14 protein-coding genes, 2 tRNA genes and 1 pseudogene are annotated in these 20,106 nt (G+C 69.5%); 13 read left to right on the top strand and 4 right to left on the bottom strand.

All coding sequences use genetic code 11. From position 1 onward, the window contains the following. Positions 1 to 83 precede the first annotated feature (83 nt). Both rnpA and rpmH read right to left on the bottom strand, forming a co-directional pair. Positions 84 to 452, bottom strand: a pseudogene (gene rnpA, locus IF67_RS0128855) (ribonuclease P protein component); the annotation flags it as partial. 24 nt (positions 453 to 476) lie between these two features. Beyond that, positions 477 to 614, bottom strand: coding sequence for a 50S ribosomal protein L34 (gene rpmH / locus IF67_RS0128850; RefSeq protein WP_030990579.1), 138 nt, complete (start codon positions 612 to 614; stop codon positions 477 to 479). Positions 615 to 992: 378 nt separating this feature from the next. Here rpmH and dnaA point away from each other — a divergent pair, with 378 nt between their 5' ends. The 12 genes from dnaA to IF67_RS0128790 all read left to right on the top strand — a co-directional run bounded on the left by dnaA (position 993) and on the right by IF67_RS0128790 (position 17,707). After that, positions 993 to 2,915, top strand: a complete 1,923-nt coding sequence (gene dnaA / locus IF67_RS0128845) for a chromosomal replication initiator protein DnaA (protein ID WP_078889684.1) — start codon at positions 993 to 995, stop codon at positions 2,913 to 2,915. Positions 2,916 to 3,985: 1,070 nt separating this feature from the next. Next, positions 3,986 to 5,116, top strand: a complete 1,131-nt coding sequence (gene dnaN / locus IF67_RS0128840; protein ID WP_018092092.1) for a DNA polymerase III subunit beta — start codon at positions 3,986 to 3,988, stop codon at positions 5,114 to 5,116. A 182-nt stretch (positions 5,117 to 5,298) separates the two neighbouring features. Further along, positions 5,299 to 6,177, top strand: a complete 879-nt coding sequence (gene gnd, locus IF67_RS0128835; RefSeq protein WP_030990576.1) for a phosphogluconate dehydrogenase (NAD(+)-dependent, decarboxylating) — start codon at positions 5,299 to 5,301, stop codon at positions 6,175 to 6,177. Between the two features lie 73 nt (positions 6,178 to 6,250). Further along, positions 6,251 to 7,387 (top strand): DNA replication/repair protein RecF, encoded by a 1,137-nt coding sequence (recF, locus tag IF67_RS0128830; RefSeq protein ID WP_030990574.1) that lies wholly within the window; start codon positions 6,251 to 6,253, stop codon positions 7,385 to 7,387. After that, positions 7,384 to 7,917 (top strand): DUF721 domain-containing protein, encoded by a 534-nt coding sequence (locus IF67_RS0128825; protein ID WP_030990571.1) that lies wholly within the window; start codon positions 7,384 to 7,386, stop codon positions 7,915 to 7,917. The genes recF and IF67_RS0128825 overlap by 4 nt, the downstream gene beginning before the upstream one ends. Before the next feature lie 298 nt (positions 7,918 to 8,215). After that, positions 8,216 to 10,270 (top strand): DNA topoisomerase (ATP-hydrolyzing) subunit B, encoded by a 2,055-nt coding sequence (gene gyrB / locus IF67_RS0128820; RefSeq protein ID WP_030990570.1) that lies wholly within the window; start codon positions 8,216 to 8,218, stop codon positions 10,268 to 10,270. A 50-nt stretch (positions 10,271 to 10,320) separates the two neighbouring features. Beyond that, positions 10,321 to 12,945 carry a DNA gyrase subunit A gene (gyrA, locus tag IF67_RS0128815; protein ID WP_030990568.1) on the top strand — a complete coding sequence of 875 codons (2,625 nt, stop codon included), beginning with the start codon at positions 10,321 to 10,323 and terminating at the stop codon, positions 12,943 to 12,945. Between the two features lie 15 nt (positions 12,946 to 12,960). Continuing rightward, on the top strand, positions 12,961 to 13,650 hold the full coding sequence (locus IF67_RS0128810; RefSeq protein WP_078889683.1) for a DUF3566 domain-containing protein: 690 nt from the start codon (positions 12,961 to 12,963) through the stop codon (positions 13,648 to 13,650). An 88-nt stretch (positions 13,651 to 13,738) separates the two neighbouring features. After that, a tRNA-Ile gene (locus IF67_RS0128805) sits at positions 13,739 to 13,812 on the top strand. 189 nt (positions 13,813 to 14,001) lie between these two features. Next, positions 14,002 to 14,136 carry a DLW-39 family protein gene (locus tag IF67_RS45260; RefSeq protein ID WP_003958712.1) on the top strand — a complete coding sequence of 45 codons (135 nt, stop codon included), beginning with the start codon at positions 14,002 to 14,004 and terminating at the stop codon, positions 14,134 to 14,136. Positions 14,137 to 14,366: 230 nt separating this feature from the next. Next, complete coding sequence (locus IF67_RS0128795) at positions 14,367 to 16,295, top strand: VWA domain-containing protein (protein ID WP_051818694.1); 1,929 nt, start codon at positions 14,367 to 14,369, stop codon at positions 16,293 to 16,295. Positions 16,296 to 16,318: 23 nt separating this feature from the next. Then, on the top strand, positions 16,319 to 17,707 hold the full coding sequence (locus tag IF67_RS0128790; RefSeq protein WP_234341387.1) for a hypothetical protein: 1,389 nt from the start codon (positions 16,319 to 16,321) through the stop codon (positions 17,705 to 17,707). A gap of 67 nt (positions 17,708 to 17,774) precedes the next feature. Here the strand turns inward: IF67_RS0128790 and IF67_RS0128785 are convergent, their stop codons facing one another. Both IF67_RS0128785 and IF67_RS0128780 read right to left on the bottom strand, forming a co-directional pair. Further along, positions 17,775 to 19,220 (bottom strand): serine/threonine-protein kinase, encoded by a 1,446-nt coding sequence (locus IF67_RS0128785; protein WP_030990561.1) that lies wholly within the window; start codon positions 19,218 to 19,220, stop codon positions 17,775 to 17,777. Positions 19,221 to 19,261: 41 nt separating this feature from the next. Continuing rightward, entirely contained in the window at positions 19,262 to 19,810 is a 549-nt protein-coding gene (locus tag IF67_RS0128780; RefSeq protein WP_030075693.1) for a helix-turn-helix domain-containing protein, read from the bottom strand. A gap of 127 nt (positions 19,811 to 19,937) precedes the next feature. On the opposite strand from IF67_RS0128780, the gene IF67_RS0128775 reads away from it, so the two are divergent. Next, a tRNA-Ala gene (locus tag IF67_RS0128775) sits at positions 19,938 to 20,010 on the top strand. Positions 20,011 to 20,106 lie beyond the last annotated feature (96 nt).

Genomic DNA, 20,106 nt, shown 5'->3' with positions numbered 1-20,106 from the left:
GCGCTCCCTCCCGGGTCCCGTCCGGGGTTCCGGGGGCCCGCGGCGCATCCGCCGTCGGTCGCAGCCCCCGGGGGATTGCAGCCTCTCGGCACCCCTCCCAGCAGCCGCTCGAGGGCGGCATCCAGGTCGCGGGCCAGCTGGTCGTGATCTGCATCACCCGCGCAGGGCAGGGCCCGTACGACAACCAGGCTACCGGCGGGCAGCCGGTCCAGCCGGTCGCGCACGAGATGCCGAAGCCGGCGCTTGACCTTGTTGCGCACGACAGCGTTGCCCACTGCCTTGCTCACGACGAAACCCGCACGTGCCGAGGGAACACTTTCCCCCGACCCGTGCGGGTCCGTTGCACCACTGCGGAAATGAACGACAAGGAGCGGGCGCCCGGCCCTGCGTCCCCGGCGTACCGCGGTCGCAAAGTCCTCGCGCCGCCTCAGCCGATTCTCGGTAGGCAGCACGTCATGGACCTGGGTTCAGGCTGCTCAGGCCGACAGGCGGGAGCGACCCTTGCCACGGCGGGTCGCCAGGATCGCGCGGCCGGCGCGGGTCCGCATGCGCAGACGGAAGCCGTGGGTCTTCGCGCGGCGGCGGTTGTTCGGCTGGAAGGTGCGCTTGCTCACTCGGGGGCTCCAGGAATGCTTGTTGCCTCAGCAGAGACAGATGTGGGGCGTCGACTGGCTGTCACCGTGCGCCCACGAGTAGCTCGCAACGCCTAAGTGCACCGCTACACGATCACTCGAGCGTGATCTTTGCCCATCGGAGGCAGGCGGCAGCAGCCATCGACAACTCGACCTGGTCACGGTACGCGCGGCTACGCCATCCGGTCAAACCGGCTTCTCGGCGGCGCCGACGAGCCGCTTGTCAGGACACACTATGCACAGCCTGTGGACAACAACTTGAATCACCAGGCCCGCCCTGACTACCGTGGCTGAACTCCGATTCCTTCCCGCCCGTCCTGAGAATCACACATTCGTGGGACTGCTGAGAGAGCGTGCCCCGTGGCTGATGTACCTGCCGATCTTGCCGCAGTGTGGCCGCGCGTGCTCGACCATCTCCTTCGTGCGGAGGCCGACGGCCTCAAGCCCAAGGACCAGGACTGGCTCAAGCGCACCCAGCCGCTGGCGCTGGTCGCCGACACCGCACTGCTCGCCGTTCCCAATGAATTCGCCAAGGGCGTGCTCGAAGGCCGGCTGGCGCCGCTGATCGGAGAGGCCCTCAGCCATGAGTGCGGCCGCCCGATCCGGATCGCGATCACCGTCGACGACTCCGCTGAGGAGCCCCCGGCGCAGTCCGCACCGCCCGCGCCTCAGCATGAGTCTCCGCAGCACCAGTCGCCCCAGCAGCACGCCCCGCGCCATCAGCCGTCGCATCAGTCACCACAGCAGCACGATGCCTACGACGGCTACGAAGCCCGGCACGACAACCGGCGCGACAACCGGCAGGGCTACGGGCACCAGGGCGACGATCTGCCCGGCGTCCGGCCCGCCTACCCGGACTACCAGCAGCCCCGGCACGAGCCCGGCGGCTGGCCGCAGCACTCCTCCCACATGGCCGGCGGCCCCGGACCGCGCGACGACTACGGCTGGCAGCAGCAACACCTCGGCGGCTTCCCCGAGCGCGACCCGTACGCCTCGCCGTCGTCCCATGTATCGCAGCATCAGCAGCGGCAGAACGACTACCGCGGGCAGGCGCCCGACCGCAGTGGGCCGCCGCAGCACTCCGACGGTCCGCGCTCCCCCTATGACCAGCCGCGGCGCGACCTCTCCGAGCACCAGCCCGGCGGGCACAACGGCCGCACGGGCGGTCCCGGCAGCATGCTTCCCGCGCCCAGCGGAGCGCCCAGCCCGCTCGCCGCGCAGCCCGCGCCGGCGACCGGCCCCGGTGAGCCGACCGCGCGGCTGAACCCGAAGTACCTCTTCGACACCTTCGTCATCGGTGCCTCGAACCGCTTTGCGCACGCTGCCGCGGTCGCCGTCGCCGAGGCCCCGGCCAAGGCGTACAACCCGCTGTTCATCTACGGGGAATCGGGGCTGGGCAAGACCCATCTGCTGCATGCGATCGGGCACTATGCGCGGAGCCTGTATCCGGGCACCCGGGTGCGGTACGTGAGCTCGGAGGAGTTCACCAACGAGTTCATCAACTCCATCCGCGACGGCAAGGCGGACGCGTTCCGCAAGCGCTACCGCGACATGGACATCCTGCTGGTCGACGACATCCAGTTCCTGGCGAGCAAGGAGTCGACGCAGGAGGAGTTCTTCCACACCTTCAATACGCTGCACAACGCGAACAAGCAGATCGTGCTCTCCAGTGACCGGCCGCCCAAGCAGCTGGTCACCCTGGAGGACCGGCTGCGCAACCGCTTCGAGTGGGGCCTGATCACCGACGTCCAGCCGCCCGAGCTGGAGACCCGGATCGCGATCCTGCGCAAGAAGGCGGTGCAGGAGCAGCTGAACGCGCCGCCGGAGGTGCTGGAGTTCATCGCGTCCCGGATCTCGCGCAACATCCGTGAGCTGGAGGGCGCGCTGATCCGGGTCACCGCGTTCGCCTCGCTCAACCGGCAGCCGGTGGACCTCGGGCTGACCGAGATCGTGCTGAAGGACCTGATCCCCGGTGGTGAGGATGCCGCGCCGGAAATCACCGCGACCGCGATCATGGCCTCCACCGCCGACTACTTCGGGCTGACCATCGACGACCTGTGCGGCTCGTCGCGCAGCCGGGTGCTGGTGACCGCCCGCCAGATCGCCATGTATCTGTGCCGCGAGCTGACCGATCTCTCGCTGCCGAAGATCGGCGCGCAGTTCGGCGGCCGGGACCATACGACCGTGATGCACGCCGACCGCAAGATCCGCGCGCTGATGGCCGAGCGACGCTCGATCTACAACCAGGTCACCGAGCTGACCAACCGCATCAAGAACGGCTGAGGCCGGCCTCCGTCGGCCCGTCGCCACCGCAGGACGTCCCAGGGCGCTCCGGATCCGCTCCCGGAGCGCCCTTCGTCGTACGGGGAGCGGTCGTCGGGGGAAGCGCCCTCGCCCCTTGGGCCTCCCGTGCCTCCCGTGCCTCCCACACGTTCCTCATGCCTCCCCGTCTCCTCCCGCACCGCCCCTCAAGCCCTCCCGGGGCGCCTCTGCACGCATCCACGTACGTCTCCCGCGCCCGTTCCGAGGCTCTCCCGCGCCCTCTACGCCCCGGTCCGATCCGCCCCGACGCCGTCCCAAACCTGTGGAGCGCGCCGCCCGTGTTCGATTCCGCGGCCGGTCACGGCTTCTCTCCACAGATTGGGCAAGAATCTTCCGTCCACATCCTGGGGAGGGGAAAGTTATCCCTGTGGGATCCACAGGCCGGTGTTCTGACGGGGCATCGGAGGAGGTCAACCGCGTGTGGATTTGTGGCCAACCTTCCTCCACAGGGTGTGGACAGAAGATTCGTCCACAGGAGGGGTCGCGGCTTGTCCACCGCCCGCCCACAGGCAAGCCGCTGTTGTCCCCAGCAATCCCCGGCTTCTCCACACCGCTGTCCACTGTTCGGCAACGCAACACCCGCTCTCACCGGGCCGAGTGAAAGCGGTCACACCAAGGTGATTGATTGGGCTGTGGGGAACGTGGGTAAAGCTGGGGACGGCACTGGGGAGAAGTACCTGTCCCCTGTGCATCGGGTGTGCAGAACTTCTGGCGGTCCACAGAACCACCGGCTTATCCACGACCGCCACCCACAGGGGCAGTGGACAAAAAATCCGGGTTGACCTGCGCAAAAGCAGTTGTCCACGGTTTCCACAGCCCCTACTACTACGACCACGGATATCTACCGGGGAACTCGTTCGGAAACGGGGCCTGTGCACAAGTTGGCCGCCGAGCGTCCGCCATCGGTCGAGCCGACTTGACCCCGAGCCGCACCGACTGTCGGTGGCGTGCGTCAGACTGGTCTCCGGCAACCCAGCCGACGACGAAGGCCAGCAGGGCGAAGAGCCAGCAACAGCAGGAGGCGGTTTCCGGTGAAGATCCGGGTGGAGCGCGATGTACTCGCGGAGGCAGTGGCCTGGGCGGCCAAGAGCCTCCCGGCCCGTCCGCCGGTGCCCGTCCTCGCGGGCCTGCTGCTGAAGACGGAGGACGGCACGCTGAGCCTCTCCGGCTTCGACTACGAGGTCTCCGCGCGGGTTTCGGTGGACGCCGAGGTCGAAGAGGAAGGCACCGTCCTCGTCTCCGGCCGGCTGCTCGCCGACATCTGCCGTGCGCTCCCCAACCGCCCGGTGGAGATTTCCACCGACGGTGTACGGGTCACCGTCGTCTGCGGCTCCTCGCGCTTCACCCTCCACACCCTTCCTGTGGAGGAGTACCCGTCCCTGCCGACGATGCCCACCGCCACCGGCACCGTCCCCGGTGAGGTCTTCGCCGCCGCTGCCGCCCAGGTCGCCATCGCCGCCGGCCGTGACGACACCCTCCCGGTGCTCACCGGCGTCCGGATCGAGATCGAGGGCGACACCGTCACCCTGGCCTCCACCGACCGTTACCGCTTCGCGGTGCGCGAGTTCCTGTGGAAGCCGGAGAGCCCGGACGCCTCCGCGGTCGCGCTGGTGCCCGCCAAGACGCTGCTGGACACCGCCAAGTCCCTGAGCAGCGGCGACACCGTCACGCTCGCGCTGTCCGGCTCCGGCCAGGGCGAGGGCCTGATCGGCTTCGAGGGCGCCGGGCGGCGGACGACGACACGTCTGCTGGAAGGCGACCTGCCGAAGTACCGCACGCTCTTCCCGACCGAGTTCAATTCGGTCGCCGTGATCGAGACCGCCCCGTTCGTCGAGGCCGTCAAGCGTGTGGCACTGGTGGCTGAGCGGAACACTCCGGTCCGGCTGAGCTTCGAGCAGGGTGTGCTGATCCTGGAGGCCGGCTCCAGCGACGACGCACAGGCTGTGGAGAGGGTCGACGCCGACCTGGACGGCGACGACATCTCGATCGCCTTCAACCCCGGCTTCCTCCTGGAGGGCCTGTCGGCCATCGACTCCCCGGTGGCGCAGCTGTCCTTCACGACCTCGACCAAGCCCGCGCTGCTGAGCGGCCGGCCGGCCAAGGACGCCGAGGCCGACGACGCGTACAAGTACCTGATCATGCCCGTGCGGCTCTCGGGCTGACGGCCGTACGGCCAAGGGAGCGCTGCCCGGCAGACACCGGCCGGCGCCCTGGCCGCGGGCCTTGCGGCGACCGGCTGAAGAGCCCCTGATGAGCGGCTGAGCCCACAGGTGTGCACGGACCTGCGGGCGTAGGCTCGGACTCGGGTACGAACAGCAACGACTACGTGCAAAGAGGGTCTCTGATGGAGCTCGGTCTCGTCGGTCTCGGCAAGATGGGCGGCAATATGCGCGAGCGCATTCGCCGCGCCGGCCACACCGTCATCGGATACGACCGCAACCCCGACGTGGCGGATGTCAACAGCCTCCAGGGGCTGGTGGACAAGCTCAAGGGTCCGCGGGTGGTCTGGGTCATGGTGCCGGCCGGTGCCGCCACCCAGTCCACGATCGACGAACTGGCCGAGCTGCTCTCGCCGGGCGACATCGTCGTGGACGGCGGCAACTCCCGCTGGACCGACGACGAGAAGCACGCCGAGGAGCTGAAGGCCAAGGGCATCGGCTTCGTCGACTGCGGTGTCTCCGGAGGCGTCTGGGGCCTGGAGAACGGCTATGCGCTGATGTACGGCGGCGACAAGGACGATGTCGCCAAGGTGCAGCCGGTCTTCGACGCCCTCAAGCCCGAGGGGAAGTTCGGCTCGGTGCACGCCGGCAAGGTCGGCGCCGGCCACTTCGCGAAGATGGTCCACAACGGCATCGAGTACGCGATGATGCAGGCCTATGCCGAGGGCTGGGAGCTGCTGGAGAAGGTCGACTCCGTCACCGACGTGCGCGAGGTCTTCCGCTCCTGGCAGGAGGGCACGGTCATCCGTTCCTGGCTGCTCGACCTGGCCGTCAACGCCCTCGACGACGACGAGCACCTCGACGCGCTGCGCGGCTACGCCGCAGACTCCGGTGAGGGCCGCTGGACGGTCGAGGCCGCGATCGACAACGCCGTGCCGCTGCCCGCGATCACGGCCTCGCTCTTCGCGCGCTTCGCCTCCCGTCAGGACGACTCCCCGCAGATGAAGATGATCGCCGCGCTGCGCAACCAGTTCGGTGGCCACGCGGTCGAGGGCAAGAAGTAGCCAGCAGCACCACAGCAACCACAAGCAACAGGCAGCACCAGCACACAGCAGCCGGAGAGGTCGGCGCCCAGCAATGCACGTATCGCATCTGTCTCTCGCCGACTTCCGCTCGTACGCCCGGGTCGAGGTTCCGCTCGATCCGGGCGTCACGGCTTTCGTGGGCCCCAACGGCCAGGGCAAGACCAATCTCGTCGAGGCGGTCGGCTATCTCGCCACGCTCGGCAGCCACCGGGTCTCCTCGGACGCCCCGCTGGTGCGGATGGGCACCGAGCGGGCGATCATCCGGGCCGCGGTCGTCCAGGGCGAGCGGCAGCAGCTGGTCGAGCTGGAGCTCAATCCGGGCAAGGCCAACCGTGCCAGGATCAACCGCTCCTCCCAGGTCAGGCCGCGGGATGTGCTGGGGATCGTCCGGACGGTGCTGTTCGCGCCGGAGGATCTGGCACTGGTCAAGGGCGATCCGGGGGAGCGCCGGCGGTTCCTGGACGAGCTGATCACCGCACGTTCGCCGCGGATGGCCGGGGTGCGCTCGGACTACGACCGCGTCCTCAAGCAGCGCAACACCCTGTTGAAAACCGCCGCGTTGGCGCGCAGGCACGGCGGGCGGCAGATGGATCTGTCGACGCTGGACGTCTGGGACCAGCATCTGGCCCGCGCGGGTGCCGAGCTGCTGGCCCAGCGGCTCGATCTGATCGCCACGCTTCAGCCGCTCGCGGACAAGGCCTACGAGCAGCTGGCGCCGGGCGGCGGGCCGCTGGCGCTGGAGTACCGCGGTTCGGCGGGCGAGGCGATGGCCGACGCCACGACCCGCGAGGAGCTGTACGGCGTGCTGCTGGCGGCGCTCGGCGAGGCCCGTAAGGGAGAGATCGAGCGCGGGGTGACGCTGGTCGGCCCGCACCGCGACGATCTGGTGCTCAAGCTGGGGCAGCTCCCGGCGAAGGGCTACGCCAGCCATGGCGAGTCCTGGTCCTATGCGCTGGCGCTGCGGCTGGCCTCGTACGACCTGCTGCGCGCCGAGGGCAACGAGCCGGTGCTCGTGCTCGACGACGTCTTCGCCGAGCTGGACGCCCGGCGCCGCGAGCGGCTGGCGGAGCTGGTGGCTCCGGGCGAGCAGGTGCTGGTGACCGCCGCGGTGGACGACGATGTGCCGGGCGTCCTGGCCGGGGCGCGCTATGCGGTGTCCGACGGCGCCGCGGAGAAGGTGAATCCGTGAGCGAGGAGCAGCCCGACCGGCCCAAGCCTCCGGAGCTCTCCGGCGTGGATCTGGCCCGGCAGGCGCTCGTGGCCGCGAAGGAGCAGGCGCGGGCGCGGGGCGCGGCAGCCCAGCAGAAGAAGCAGGCGAGGCGCGGCGGGTTGCGCTCGGGCGCACGGGCCGACGGCCGCGATCCGCTGCCGCTCGGAGCGGCGATCAACCGGCTGATCACGGAGCGCGGCTGGGAGACCCCGGCCGCGGTCGGCGGGGTGATGGGGCGCTGGCCGCAGCTGGTCGGGCCCGAGGTGGCCCAGCACTGTGAGCCGCAGAAGTACGACGAGGACGCACGGGTGCTGACCGTCCAGTGCGATTCGACGGCCTGGGCGACGCAGCTGCGGCTGCTGGCCCCGACGCTGGTGGCCCGCCTCAACGAGGACCTGGGCCACGGCACCGTGAAGATGCTCAAGGTGCTCGGTCCGGGAGGCCCCGCACGCCGGTACGGATCGCTGCGGGCACCGGGAAGCAAGGGCCCCGGCGACACCTACGGCTGAGCCCCGCGCACCCCCTCTACGGGTGAGGCGGGTGAGACCCCGCTCACGGTAGCCGCCGGTTGACAGCCGGAAGCGCTGAGTGCCCGCTTGAGCGCCCTGAGGCCCCTTCTCGAATATGGGGAGTCGGCGGACGGCAGTTCAGGGCGGCACATGACGACTCAGGTGCCTGCAAACCCCCATGAGTGTCAGCGCTACCGGTAGACTGGTGCCAATCCCGCCCACTCGCGGAACATGTCGAACGACGCAGCCGCTCCCGCCTGTCTTCCCAGGGGTGAATCCCACAGGCGCGGAAGGGCTCGTGCTGTGCCAGAAAGGGCGCTTCGTGGCCGACTCCGGCGACCTCAACGAGAACAACACGGCTTCTACTGAAGAGGGGGTTCCTGCCGGCGCCATGGGCGACTCCGCGGTGGAGAAGTCGTATGACGCCAGTGCGATCACCGTCCTCGAAGGCCTGGACGCGGTCCGCAAGCGCCCTGGCATGTACATCGGCTCGACGGGCGAGCGTGGTCTGCACCACCTCGTGCAAGAGGTCGTCGACAACTCCGTCGACGAGGCGCTGGCGGGCCACGCGGACACCATCACGGTGACGCTCCTGGCGGACGGCGGCGTCCGCGTCGTCGACAACGGCCGCGGTATCCCGGTCGGCATCGTGTCGTCGGAGAACAAGCCGGCCGTCGAGGTCGTGATGACGGTGCTGCACGCCGGCGGCAAGTTCGGCGGCGGCGGCTACGCGGTCTCCGGTGGTCTGCACGGCGTGGGTGTCTCCGTCGTGAACGCGCTGTCGCAGCGGGTGGCGGTCGAGGTCCGCACGGACGGCTACCGCTGGACGCAGGAGTACAAGCTCGGTGTGCCGACCGCGCCGCTCGCCCAGCACGAGGCGACGGACGACTCCGGCACGACCGTGACGTTCTGGGCCGACCCCGACATCTTCGAGACCACCACGTACAGCTTCGAGACGCTGTCGCGGCGCTTCCAGGAGATGGCGTTCCTCAACAAGGGTCTGACGATCGCGCTGACCGACGAGCGCCCGGACCATGTGGACGAGGAGGGCAAGCCGCTCTCGGTGCGGTACCACTACGAGGGCGGCATCGTCGACTTCGTGACGTACCTCAACTCGCGCAAGGGCGAGCTGGTGCACCCGACGGTGATCGCGGTGGAGGCCGAGGACAAGGAGCGCCAGCTCTCGGTCGAGTTCGCGATGCAGTGGAACACCCAGTACAGCGAGGGTGTCTACAGCTTCGCGAACATCATCCACACCCACGAGGGCGGTACCCACGAAGAGGGCTTCCGCGCCGCGCTGACGGGCCTGATCAACCGCTATGCGCGCGACAAGAAGCTGCTGCGCGAGAAGGACGACAACCTCACGGGTGAGGACATCCGCGAGGGTCTGACGGCGATCATCTCGGTCAAGCTCGCCGAGCCGCAGTTCGAGGGCCAGACCAAGACCAAGCTGGGCAACACCGAGGTGAAGACCTTCGTCCAGAAGGTGGTCTACGAGCACCTCACGGACTGGCTGGACCGCAACCCCAACGAGGCCGCGGACATCATCCGCAAGGGCATCCAGGCCGCGACCGCGCGCGTGGCGGCCCGCAAGGCGCGCGATCTGACCCGCCGCAAGGGCCTGCTGGAGACGGCGTCGCTGCCGGGCAAGCTGAGCGACTGCCAGTCCAACGACCCGACCAAGTGCGAGATCTTCATCGTCGAGGGTGACTCCGCCGGCGGCTCGGCCAAGTCCGGCCGGAACCCGGAGTACCAGGCGATCCTCCCGATCCGAGGCAAGATCCTCAACGTCGAGAAGGCCAGGCTCGACAAGATCCTCCAGAACAACGAGGTCCAGGCGCTGATCTCTGCGTTCGGCACGGGCGTGCACGAGGACTTCGACATCGAGAAGCTCCGCTATCACAAGATCATTCTGATGGCGGACGCCGACGTCGACGGTCAGCACATCAACACCCTGCTGCTCACCTTCCTCTTCCGCTTCATGCGACCGCTGGTCGAGGCCGGGCACGTCTACCTCTCCCGCCCGCCGCTGTACAAGATCAAGTGGGGCCGGGACGACTTCGAGTACGCCTACTCCGACCCGGAGCGGGACGCGCTGATCGAGATCGGCAAGCAGAACGGCAAGCGGATCCGCGAGGACTCGATCCAGCGGTTCAAGGGTCTCGGTGAGATGAACGCCGAGGAGCTGCGCATCACGACCATGGACACCGACCACCGGGTCCTCGGTCAGGTCTCGCTGGACGACGCGGCCCGTGCGGACGACCTGTTCTCCGTGCTGATGGGCGAGGACGTCGAGGCGCGCCGCTCGTTCATCCAGCGCAACGCCAAGGACGTCCGCTTCCTCGACATCTGAGCCCTGTCGGCCCGTACACCAGCCGCAGCTCGAAAGGACTTTGAACCACCATGGCCGACGAGAACCCCCCTGTGACCCCGGACGGCGTGACCGCCGAGGGCGCGCCCGCCGCCATCGAAGGCGTGGGGATGCGTGTCGAGCCCGTCGGGCTCGAGACGGAGATGCAGCGCTCCTACCTCGACTACGCGATGTCCGTCATCGTCTCGCGTGCGCTGCCCGATGTGCGGGACGGCCTCAAGCCGGTGCACCGCCGCGTGCTGTACGCGATGTACGACGGCGGCTACCGCCCCGAGAAGGGCTTCTACAAGTGTGCCCGCGTCGTCGGCGACGTCATGGGTACGTACCACCCGCACGGCGACTCCTCGATCTACGACGCCCTGGTGCGTCTGGCGCAGCCGTGGTCGATGCGGATGCCGCTGGTGGACTCCAACGGCAACTTCGGCTCCCCGGGCAACGACCCGGCCGCGGCCATGCGGTACACCGAGTGCAAGATGAAGCAGCTCTCCATGGAGATGCTGCGGGACATCGACGAGGAGACCGTCGACTTCCAGGACAACTACGACGGCCGTAACCAGGAGCCGACGGTCCTGCCGGCGCGCTTCCCGAACCTGCTGATCAACGGCTCGGCCGGTATCGCGGTCGGTATGGCGACGAACATCCCGCCGCACAACCTGCGCGAGGTCGCGGCCGGTGCCCAGTGGGCGCTGGAGCACCCCGAGGCCTCCAACGAGGAGCTGCTGGAGGCGCTCATCGAGCGCATCAAGGGCCCCGACTTCCCCACCGGCGCGCTGGTCGTGGGCCGCCGGGGCATCGAGGAGGCGTACCGCACCGGCCGTGGCTCCATCACGATGCGTGCCGTGGTCGCCGTCGAGGAGATCCAGAACCGCCAGTGCCTGGTGGTCACGGAGCTGCCGTACCAGACCAACCCGGACAACCTCGCACAGAAGATTGCTGACCTGGTCAAGGACGGCAAGATCGGCGGCATCGCCGACGTCCGCGACGAGACCTCCTCGCGTACGGGCCAGCGCCTGGTGATCGTCCTCAAGCGGGACGCGGTCGCCAAGGTCGTCCTCAACAACCTCTACAAGCACACCGATCTCCAGACCAACTTCGGCGCGAACATGCTGGCGCTGGTCGACGGTGTGCCGCGCACGCTCTCCCTGGACGCGTTCATCCGCAACTGGGTGACGCACCAGATCGAGGTCATCGTCCGCCGGACGAAGTTCCGGCTGCGCAAGGCCGAGGAGCGGGCGCACATCCTGCGCGGTCTGCTCAAGGCGCTGGACGCCATCGACGAGGTCATCGCGCTGATCCGGCGCAGTGAGACGGTCGACGTGGCGCGCGAGGGCCTGATGGGCCTGCTGACGATCGACGAGATCCAGGCGAACGCGATCCTGGAGATGCAGCTGCGCCGGCTGGCCGCCCTGGAGCGCCAGAAGATCACGGCCGAGCACGACGAGCTTCAGCGCAAGATCAGCGAGTACAACGCGATCCTGGCCTCCCCGGAGCGGCAGCGCCAGATCATCAGCGAGGAACTCGCCGCGATCGTCGAGAAGTTCGGCGACGACCGGCGCAGCAAGCTGGTGCCCTTCGAGGGCGACATGTCCATCGAGGACCTGATCGCCGAGGAGGACATCGTCGTCACGATCTCCCGTGGCGGCTATGTGAAGCGGACGAAGACCGACGACTACCGCTCGCAGAAGCGCGGCGGCAAGGGCGTACGGGGCACGAAGCTCAAGGAAGACGACATCGTCGACCACTTCTTCGTCTCCACGACCCACCACTGGCTGCTGTTCTTCACGAACAAGGGCCGGGTCTACCGCGCCAAGGCGTACGAACTCCCCGACGCGGGGCGGGACGCGCGGGGTCAGCATGTGGCCAATCTCCTCGCCTTCCAGCCGGACGAGCAGATCGCGCAGATCCTGGCGATCCGCGACTACGAGGCCATGCCGTACCTGGTGCTCGCCACCAAGGCCGGCCTGGTGAAGAAGACGCCGCTCAAGGACTACGACTCGCCGCGCTCCGGTGGTGTCATCGCGATCAACCTGCGCGAGCAGGAGGACGGCACGGACGACGAGCTGATCGGCGCCGAGCTGGTGTCGGAGACCGACGACCTGCTGCTGATCAGCAAGAAGGCCCAGTCGATCCGCTTCACGGCGACCGACGAGGCGCTGCGCCCGATGGGCCGGGCCACCTCCGGTGTGAAGGGCATGAGCTTCCGCGAGGGCGATGAGCTGCTCTCGATGAACGTGGTTCGCGCCGACACCTACGTCTTCACCGCCACGGACGGCGGCTACGCCAAGCGCACCGCGGTCGACGAGTACCGCGTCCAGGGCCGCGGCGGTCTGGGCATCAAGGCCGCCAAGATCGTGGAGGACCGGGGTTCGCTGGTCGGCGCGCTGGTCGTCGAGGAGACCGACGAGATCCTCGCGGTGACGCTCGGCGGTGGCGTGATCCGTACGCGGGTCAACGAGGTGCGGGAGACCGGCCGTGACACCATGGGCGTCCAACTGATCAACCTGGGCAAGCGTGATGCCGTCGTCGGCATCGCATGGAACGCCGAGGCCGGTCGTGAAGCCGAAGAGGTCGACGGGGGCGAGACGCCCGACGAGACCGAAGCGGCCGAGGGGACCGTGCCCACGGAGACCGAGGGCGAGCAGCCCGCGGCGGAGTAGCACGAGGAGTAGGTCGTGAGTGGAGCCACGGGCGCTACAGCGGGTGGACCGGGAGCCGGGAAGGATTCCCCGTCCGGACCCGCAACCGTGACGGATGACAGCGCCCGTGGCTCCGCTGTTTCTGACACCGGCCCCCGAGACGAGGGCTCGCACCAGGGGGGACCCGTGACCGATACCCGTCAGCCGCAGCCGCAGCCCCGGCAACAGCCCCAGGGGGAGGCCGAGAGCGGCTCTCAGCAGCCGTATCAGCCGCCTCAGGCGTATCCCGCCGGCGGTGGGCAGAGCGGCGGGCAGGCGGTGCGCCGGCCGCGTACGGGCGCCAGTACGGCCCCGCGGACCCGCAAGGCCCGGCTGCGGGTGGCACGTGCCGATCCGTGGTCGGTCATGAAGGTCAGCTTTCTGCTCTCCATCGCCCTGGGCATCTGCACGGTCGTGGCCGCGGCAGTGCTGTGGATGGTCATGAACGCGATGGGCGTCTTCTCCACGGTCGGCGGGACGATCAGCGAGGCCACCGGCTCCAGTGACGGTGCCGGCTTCGATCTCCAGTCGTTCCTCTCGCTGCCGCGGGTACTGCTGTTCACCTCGATCATCGCGGTGATCGACGTGGTGCTGGCGACCGCGCTGGCCACGCTCGGCGCCTTCATCTACAACCTTTCGGCGGGCTTCGTCGGAGGTGTGGAGCTCACCCTCGCCGAGGACGAGTGACCCCCTCACGGGAGGGCGTTCGGGAGGCCCCCGGAACCGATTTTGGGAACGCCTCTGAAGTGCGCTAATCTTTCGGTGCAGCGAACGCGCGGCTATAGCTCAGACGGTTAGAGCGCTTCCCTGATAAGGAAGAGGCCCCAGGTTCAAGTCCTGGTAGCCGCACCGCACCATCGGCCCGGCCGGGGAACTCCCCGGCCGGGCCGATTCGTTGTTCGGAGGCGGAAGTTGGCTCGCGGGCCCCGCCTCGGACGAGGTGTTGCCGACTGCGAGCTAGGTAACCGATCGGTATCGGCCGGTGTGTATCATCGGCCGACATAGGTCCCCTACGTCAACGAAAGACGAGGTCGCGCGGTGAAGAAGCTTCTCCTGGTCGCACTGGCCGCCATCGGCGGGCTCCTCGTGTACCGCCAGATCCAGGCGGATCGCGCCGAGCAGGATCTGTGGACGGAGGCGACCGACTCCGTGCCCGCAGGTTCGGGTGTCTGATACCCCCCACAGTTCGTTCGCACGGACCCCGATTGCCCCTGGGTGATCGGGGTTTCGTGCGTCCGGGGGCGGGCGGGGCGGTCCGGTTCCGGGGTGCCGCAGGTCGTGTCAGGGTGGCTGGATCTCGTTGCAGGACCGTGACGGCAGCCCTCTTGAGTTTGCTATAGCACATCAGTAGATTGCGGTAGCAAATTCTGAGGTGACCGGCAGGGCACAGGGGGGACCAGGACATGGCACAACGACCGTGCAGAGGGGTGGTGGCGTTGCTCGGGGGGCTGTTTCTGGCCCTGACCGTCGGGCCACTTCAGGCCACCGCGACCACACCGGCCGGGGCCCAGGCCGCCGAGGGCACCGGGATGGTGATGGTGCTCGACTCGTCCGGCTCGATGGCCGGGGACGACGGCTCCGGCAGCACCCGGATCGCTTCCGCCCGTAAGGCCGTCGGCACGGTCGCCGACGCCCTGCCCGACGGCTACCCCACCGGCCTGCGGGTCTACGGTGCCGACAAGGCCAAGGGCTGTGACGACACCCGGCTCGCCCAGCCGGTCGCCGCCCTCGACCGGGCGGGCCTCAAGCGGGCCGTCGCGGGCGTCCGGCCCAAGGGCGACACCCCCATCGGGCTCTCCCTGCGCAAGGCGGCCGGTGACCTTCCCCGGCCCGTCGGCGGAGCGACCGGCAAGCGCACGATCCTGCTGATCTCCGATGGCGAGGACAACTGCCAGGCACCGCCGCCCTGCAAGGTGGCCGCCCAACTCGCCGCGTCCGGCGTCGATCTGCACATCGATGCCATCGGCTTCCAGGTGGCGGGCGAGGCCCGCGCACAGCTGGAGTGCATCGCGAAGGCCGGCAAGGGGCGGTACTACGACGCCCCGGACGCCAGGGCGCTCGCCCGCCAGCTTCAGCGGGCCGGCCAACTCTCCGCGGACGGCTACCGCTTCAAGGGCAAGCAGATCCGCGGGACGACGACCCCCAGCGGTGCACCCGGCATCGTCCCCGGGCAGTACCTGGACACCATCGGGCCCAACGAAGAGCGGTACTACGCCGCCGGCCTGGATGCCGTCTCGACGGCCGACTTCTCGGCGACCGTGGTGCCCCAGCCCGGCGCGGCCGTCGACTCCCTCGACATGCTGCGCACCCGGATCGCGTACGGCACCGCCGGCTCCTGTGATTCCACCTCCGAGAGGTTCGGGCAGCACGAGGGTGCGACACCGCTGACCTCGGGCGTCAGCCGTATCCCCACGCAGGGTGGCAACGGCGGATGTGACAAGGCCGGGCGGTACTGGCTGGTCGTCGAGCGCAAGGCCGCCAAGGGGACGGACGCCGCCCGGTGGCCGGTGGAGCTGACGTTTCACGTGGAACATCCGCTGAAGAAGGGCGTCACGCCCGCACAGTCGGAGCCGGAGTACGGCGCGGGCGGCAAGGACGCCTCGCTGCCCACCACCGCCCCCCAGGACGTCACCGGCGGCACCGGCTTCAATGACGCCCGTACGCTGCACCAGGGCGTCTGGCGGGACAAGGTCCTGCCGGCGCAGACCCTTTGGTACAAGGTGCCGGTCGGCTGGGGCCAGCAACTGCGCTACGACGTGGAGTTCGCCAACGAGCCGACGGTCAAGGGCTACAGCGCGCATACGTCCTACGGCGGCACCCAGGTCTACACACCGTTCCGCGCGCCGGTCGGCAGCGGTACCGGCCAGTTCAGTCCCCAGGTGTCCTACAGCGGGCGGCCGGCGTCGCTCAGCATGGGGACGGTCCCGGTCGCCTGGACCAATCGCTACGAGACGCACCCCGACGTCGTCCCCGTGCACCGCAACGGCGACTTCTACCTCGCGGTGACGCTGGGGGCCAAGGCCGCCGAGATCGCGCAGCACCCGCAGATCGGTGTGGTGCTGCGGATCGCGGTGCTGGGCCAGGAGAAGAGCGGCCCGCAGGCCGGGGCGTCCGCGGTCCGGGCCGAGGTCTCCCCCGGCGATTCCGGGCGCTCGGCGGACGGCACGCCCGGCGGCGGTGGAGGATGGTCCACAGGACGTGTGGTGGCCGTCGCCATCGGTGGAGTGGGCGTACTGCTGCTGGCCGGTCTCGCGGTGGCCTACGGGCGGGCTCGCAGGAAGCCGCAGGCCGGCGCCGGGAATTCCGATCCGATGAGGGGTGGCTCGTGGTGACGGGGCGCACGACGAACAGGGGCATGGCCGTACTGGCGGCGCTCGCCGTGGTGGCGATTCTGCCGGGGACGGTGGGCGTGGCCTCGGCAGAGTCCATACCCGGCTACCGGACGGGGGACGGCGCCACGGCGGCCAAGGGCACCTCCAGTGCCGCGGATGCGCCGCAGCTCAAACCCGGACTGCACACCGACTCCATCAAGCGCGGCGAGCAGAAGTACTACGCCGTCACCCTGGACGACAGGACCAGCGCGTACTTCTCGGCCGTCGCGGCGCCCAAGCCCGGCACCAAGGTCGAGGACTACGGCGACAAGCTGACCATCAGCGTCCAGGACAGCGACGGTACGACCTGCGGCACGGGAGCCAGCCCGTCCTTCAATGGCGGCGGCATGGCGTATCCGCTGGCCGACTACGCCACCCGTCGCATCGGCGCGGACCGGACGGAGTGCCAGAAGGCCGGCCCGTACTACCTGGTGATCACTCGCGAGGGTTCGGCGACCTCCGGCCCCGACGCCTGGCCGCTCGAACTGAACTACCTCGACGAGCCCCCGCTCAAGGGCAACACCCCCGCGCCGCCGGGCCAGGGCAGCTGGAGCACCACCACGCCGGCCCCACGCACGGACGCCACCAAGCGCAGCGCCAAGGGCGGCACCGGTTTCAACGACGCGGGGTCGGTCGACACCGGGGTGTGGAAGGACCGGATCACGCCGGGCGAGACCCGGTTCTACCGCGTACCGGTGGACTGGGGACAGCGGCTCAACCTGAGCGCGGAGCTGCCGAACGCGTCCTCCGGAGCGTCCGGGTTCGTCACCAGGGTGCTCGGGCTGGGTGTCTACAATCCGGCGCGCGGTGCGGTCGGCCACGTCAGCTTCGTCCCGTACACGGGGAAGCCGGCCGCGGCGAAGCAGTTCACCGCGCCCGTCGACTACGGTAACCGCTTCAACGCGACCGACTCGGTCGGGGCGATGCGGTTCGCGGGCTGGTACTACCTCGAGGTCAGCCTGCACCCCGATGCCGCCAAGTACTTCCCCAAGGGCGCGGAGCTCACTCTCCGGGTGGATGTCCGTGGCGCCGCCGAGGAGGGGCCCGGCTACGCCGCGCCGACCGACACCTTCTCCGTCACACCCGAGGACCGGGAGACGGCGCACGAGGGCCGGACCGCGCAGGAGGCGGCGAAGAGCGGCACCCTGCTGACGGTGGCCTACGCCGGCATCGGCACGGGGGTGGTGCTGCTGGCGGGGCTGGGAGCGTGGACGCTGATGGCGCGGCGGTCCCCGGCCGTTGCGGCGGGTGCGCCGGCCGGGCCGGCCGCGGTGGGCGGACCGGGCGGTCAGCCCACCCTGCCGGGACAGTCGACACAGACGGCCCAACAGGCTCAGCCCAACGGGCAGTTCGAGCGGCCACAGGGCTGGTAGCGGGCGTCCGAGGGTTCGGGTGGGCCCGTCTGGTGGTGCGCCCCATGGCGCGCCCTCAGGCGCCCTCTCAGGCGGTCACCAGTGCCCAGATCCCGACCGCGATGCACAGCAACGCCACGATCAGCACCGGGATGGCGACCTTCGCGGGCGGTCCCGGCTTCCTGTACGGGACGGGCCGCGCCGCGGCCTGGGCGACGGCAGGGGTGCCGCCCAGGGCCGGTCCGGGGACCGGGAGCGGGCCCGCCGTATAGGGACGGGTTGCGGACTCCGGGTGGACGGCGGCCGTGGGCTCGTACGAGGGCGCCGGAGGCGGGGGAGGCATCGGGCGCCGGCCGGACGTGGTGTCGGGTCCGCCCGGGGTGCCGTGTCCGGTGGGCGAACCGCCGTGACCCGTGGGCGTATCGCCGTATCCCGTGAGCGAACCGGCCTGGCCGGCAGCCGAACTGTCCGGCACCGGCATCGGCGGGGCCGTCGCCGAGGTGCCCGGCCCCGACGAGGTGCCCGGCCCCGAGGCGATGCTCGGCTCCGGGGGCGCGAGCTGGAAGCTGCCGGTGTCCGACATGGAGAGGTGCCCGGTGGCCGCCGTGCCTGCGGTGGCACCGGCCGTCGCGGGACCGTCGGCATCCTTGGTACGCAGCGGGCCGTCGGGCCCGAAGCCGGCCGGCAGCGGGCCTATGTGGTCGAAGACTTCGACGATCTCTTCCTCGATCGTCGCGTCCGGCAGCAACTCCACCGTCGCGATGACGGCCTTACGCGCCCCCGTGGCCGTCCTGAACCGGGCTTCCGGGTCGGGGTGCACCAAGGACGCCAGCACCTGCCACAGCGGCTCCGGCACCCCCTCGGGCGCGTTCGGGATGCCGTGCCGGGAGAAGTGCTGGATCAGGCCGTCGGCGTCCGGTTTGGTGCCGGTGATCAGATAGAGCGCGACCAGGCCGACCGCGAACAGGTCCGCGGGGAAGTCCGGTTCGGCACCCAGCAGCTGCTCCGGTGCGAAGTAACCGGGCGTGCCCACCACGAGGTTGGTCTCGGTCAGCCGCGGCTCACCCTTGCGCATCGCGATGCCGAAGTCCGACAGCCGCAGATGCGGCCGGCCGGTACCGGTGGCCTCCAGCAGGATGTTCGCCGGCTTGATGTCCCGGTGCACCACGCCCTCCGCATGCACCGCGGTCAGCCCGGCCAGCAGCTGGTCCAGGAGGAGGCACACGAACCGCGGCGGCAGCGGGCCGTAATCCCCGATCAGATGCGCCAGCGAGCCGCCGTTCACCAGATCCATGGTGAACAGCACCTTGTCGTCGTCCGCGGCCCAGCTCGCCGGGGCCAGCACATGCGGATGGTCGATCCGCAGGGCCTGTTCACGGACGAAGCGCAGCAGTGTGTGCGCGTCGCTCTGTTGCAGCACCTTGGCGGCAACGTAGCGGCGGCGCCGGGCGTCCCAGGCGCGCCAGACAGCGCCCACCCCACCCCGTCCGATCGGGTCGATCAGTTCATACCGACCGGCGAAGATCTCACCCATTGCGCCCCGTCCGCCTTCTGAACTCGCAACGTCCCCTGTGGCTAACTCTGGTGCGCCTCGTAGTGGGCGACCGCGTCCGCGGTGCGACCGGCACCGTAGACCCGGAGGAACTCTGCCAGTTCGGGGTGAGCGGGGGCGAGGGTGTTCGCCGCATCGATGATGTCCCCGGCGTCGGAGACCGACCGCAGCAGCGACTGGATCTCCCGCACCACGCGCCGCACCGTGGTCGCCCCCGTCGACGACGTCTGCTGTGCGGTGTTGTTGAGCACCGATCCCCCCGCCGTCTTCTTGATCTCCTCCATGCGGTCGGTGGCCTCGCCGGCGCTCACGCTGCCGTCGGCGACCTGGCCGGCCAGATCTTGCAGCGCCTGCACCCGCTGCACCACGGCCGGGTTGCCTATCTTCGCGCGCTGGCCACTCATCAGCTGCGACAGCATCGGGGCCGACAGACCGAGCACAGCGGCGAGCCGGGCCTGGTTGAGACCGAGATCGTCGATGAGACGGCGGAACAGCGCACCCAGAGGCTCTCCGTACCAACTGCGCTGAAGTTCCCGGGCCCGTGCGGTGGCTTCCTGCTGTGCTGCGTCCATACCGTCTCCCCTGTCTCCCCGGTCGCTTCGCTGCCGCGAATCTCGCGAAGCATCCTACGGAGAGCGACGGTGTGCGGCGATACCCGGTCGGGAAAGCGGCCGGACACCGGGTACCCTGGTCGGCGAAGGGGCCTTAGCTCAGTTGGTAGAGCGCTGTCTTTGCATGGCAGATGTCAGGGGTTCGACTCCCCTAGGCTCCACTCCCAAAGCCCTTCCGATCGGCGTCGTCGCTGGTCAGGAGGGCTTTTGTGTTTCCTGACGAGGTGTTGGCCCGCTCGCCGTGGCAGCTGCGCCGG

It is taken from the genome of Streptomyces sp. NRRL S-1813 (genome assembly GCF_000719605.1).
GTDB classification, from domain to species: domain Bacteria; phylum Actinomycetota; class Actinomycetes; order Streptomycetales; family Streptomycetaceae; genus Streptomyces; species Streptomyces decoyicus.
This window is presented reverse-complemented; position numbering and strand designations above follow the sequence as displayed.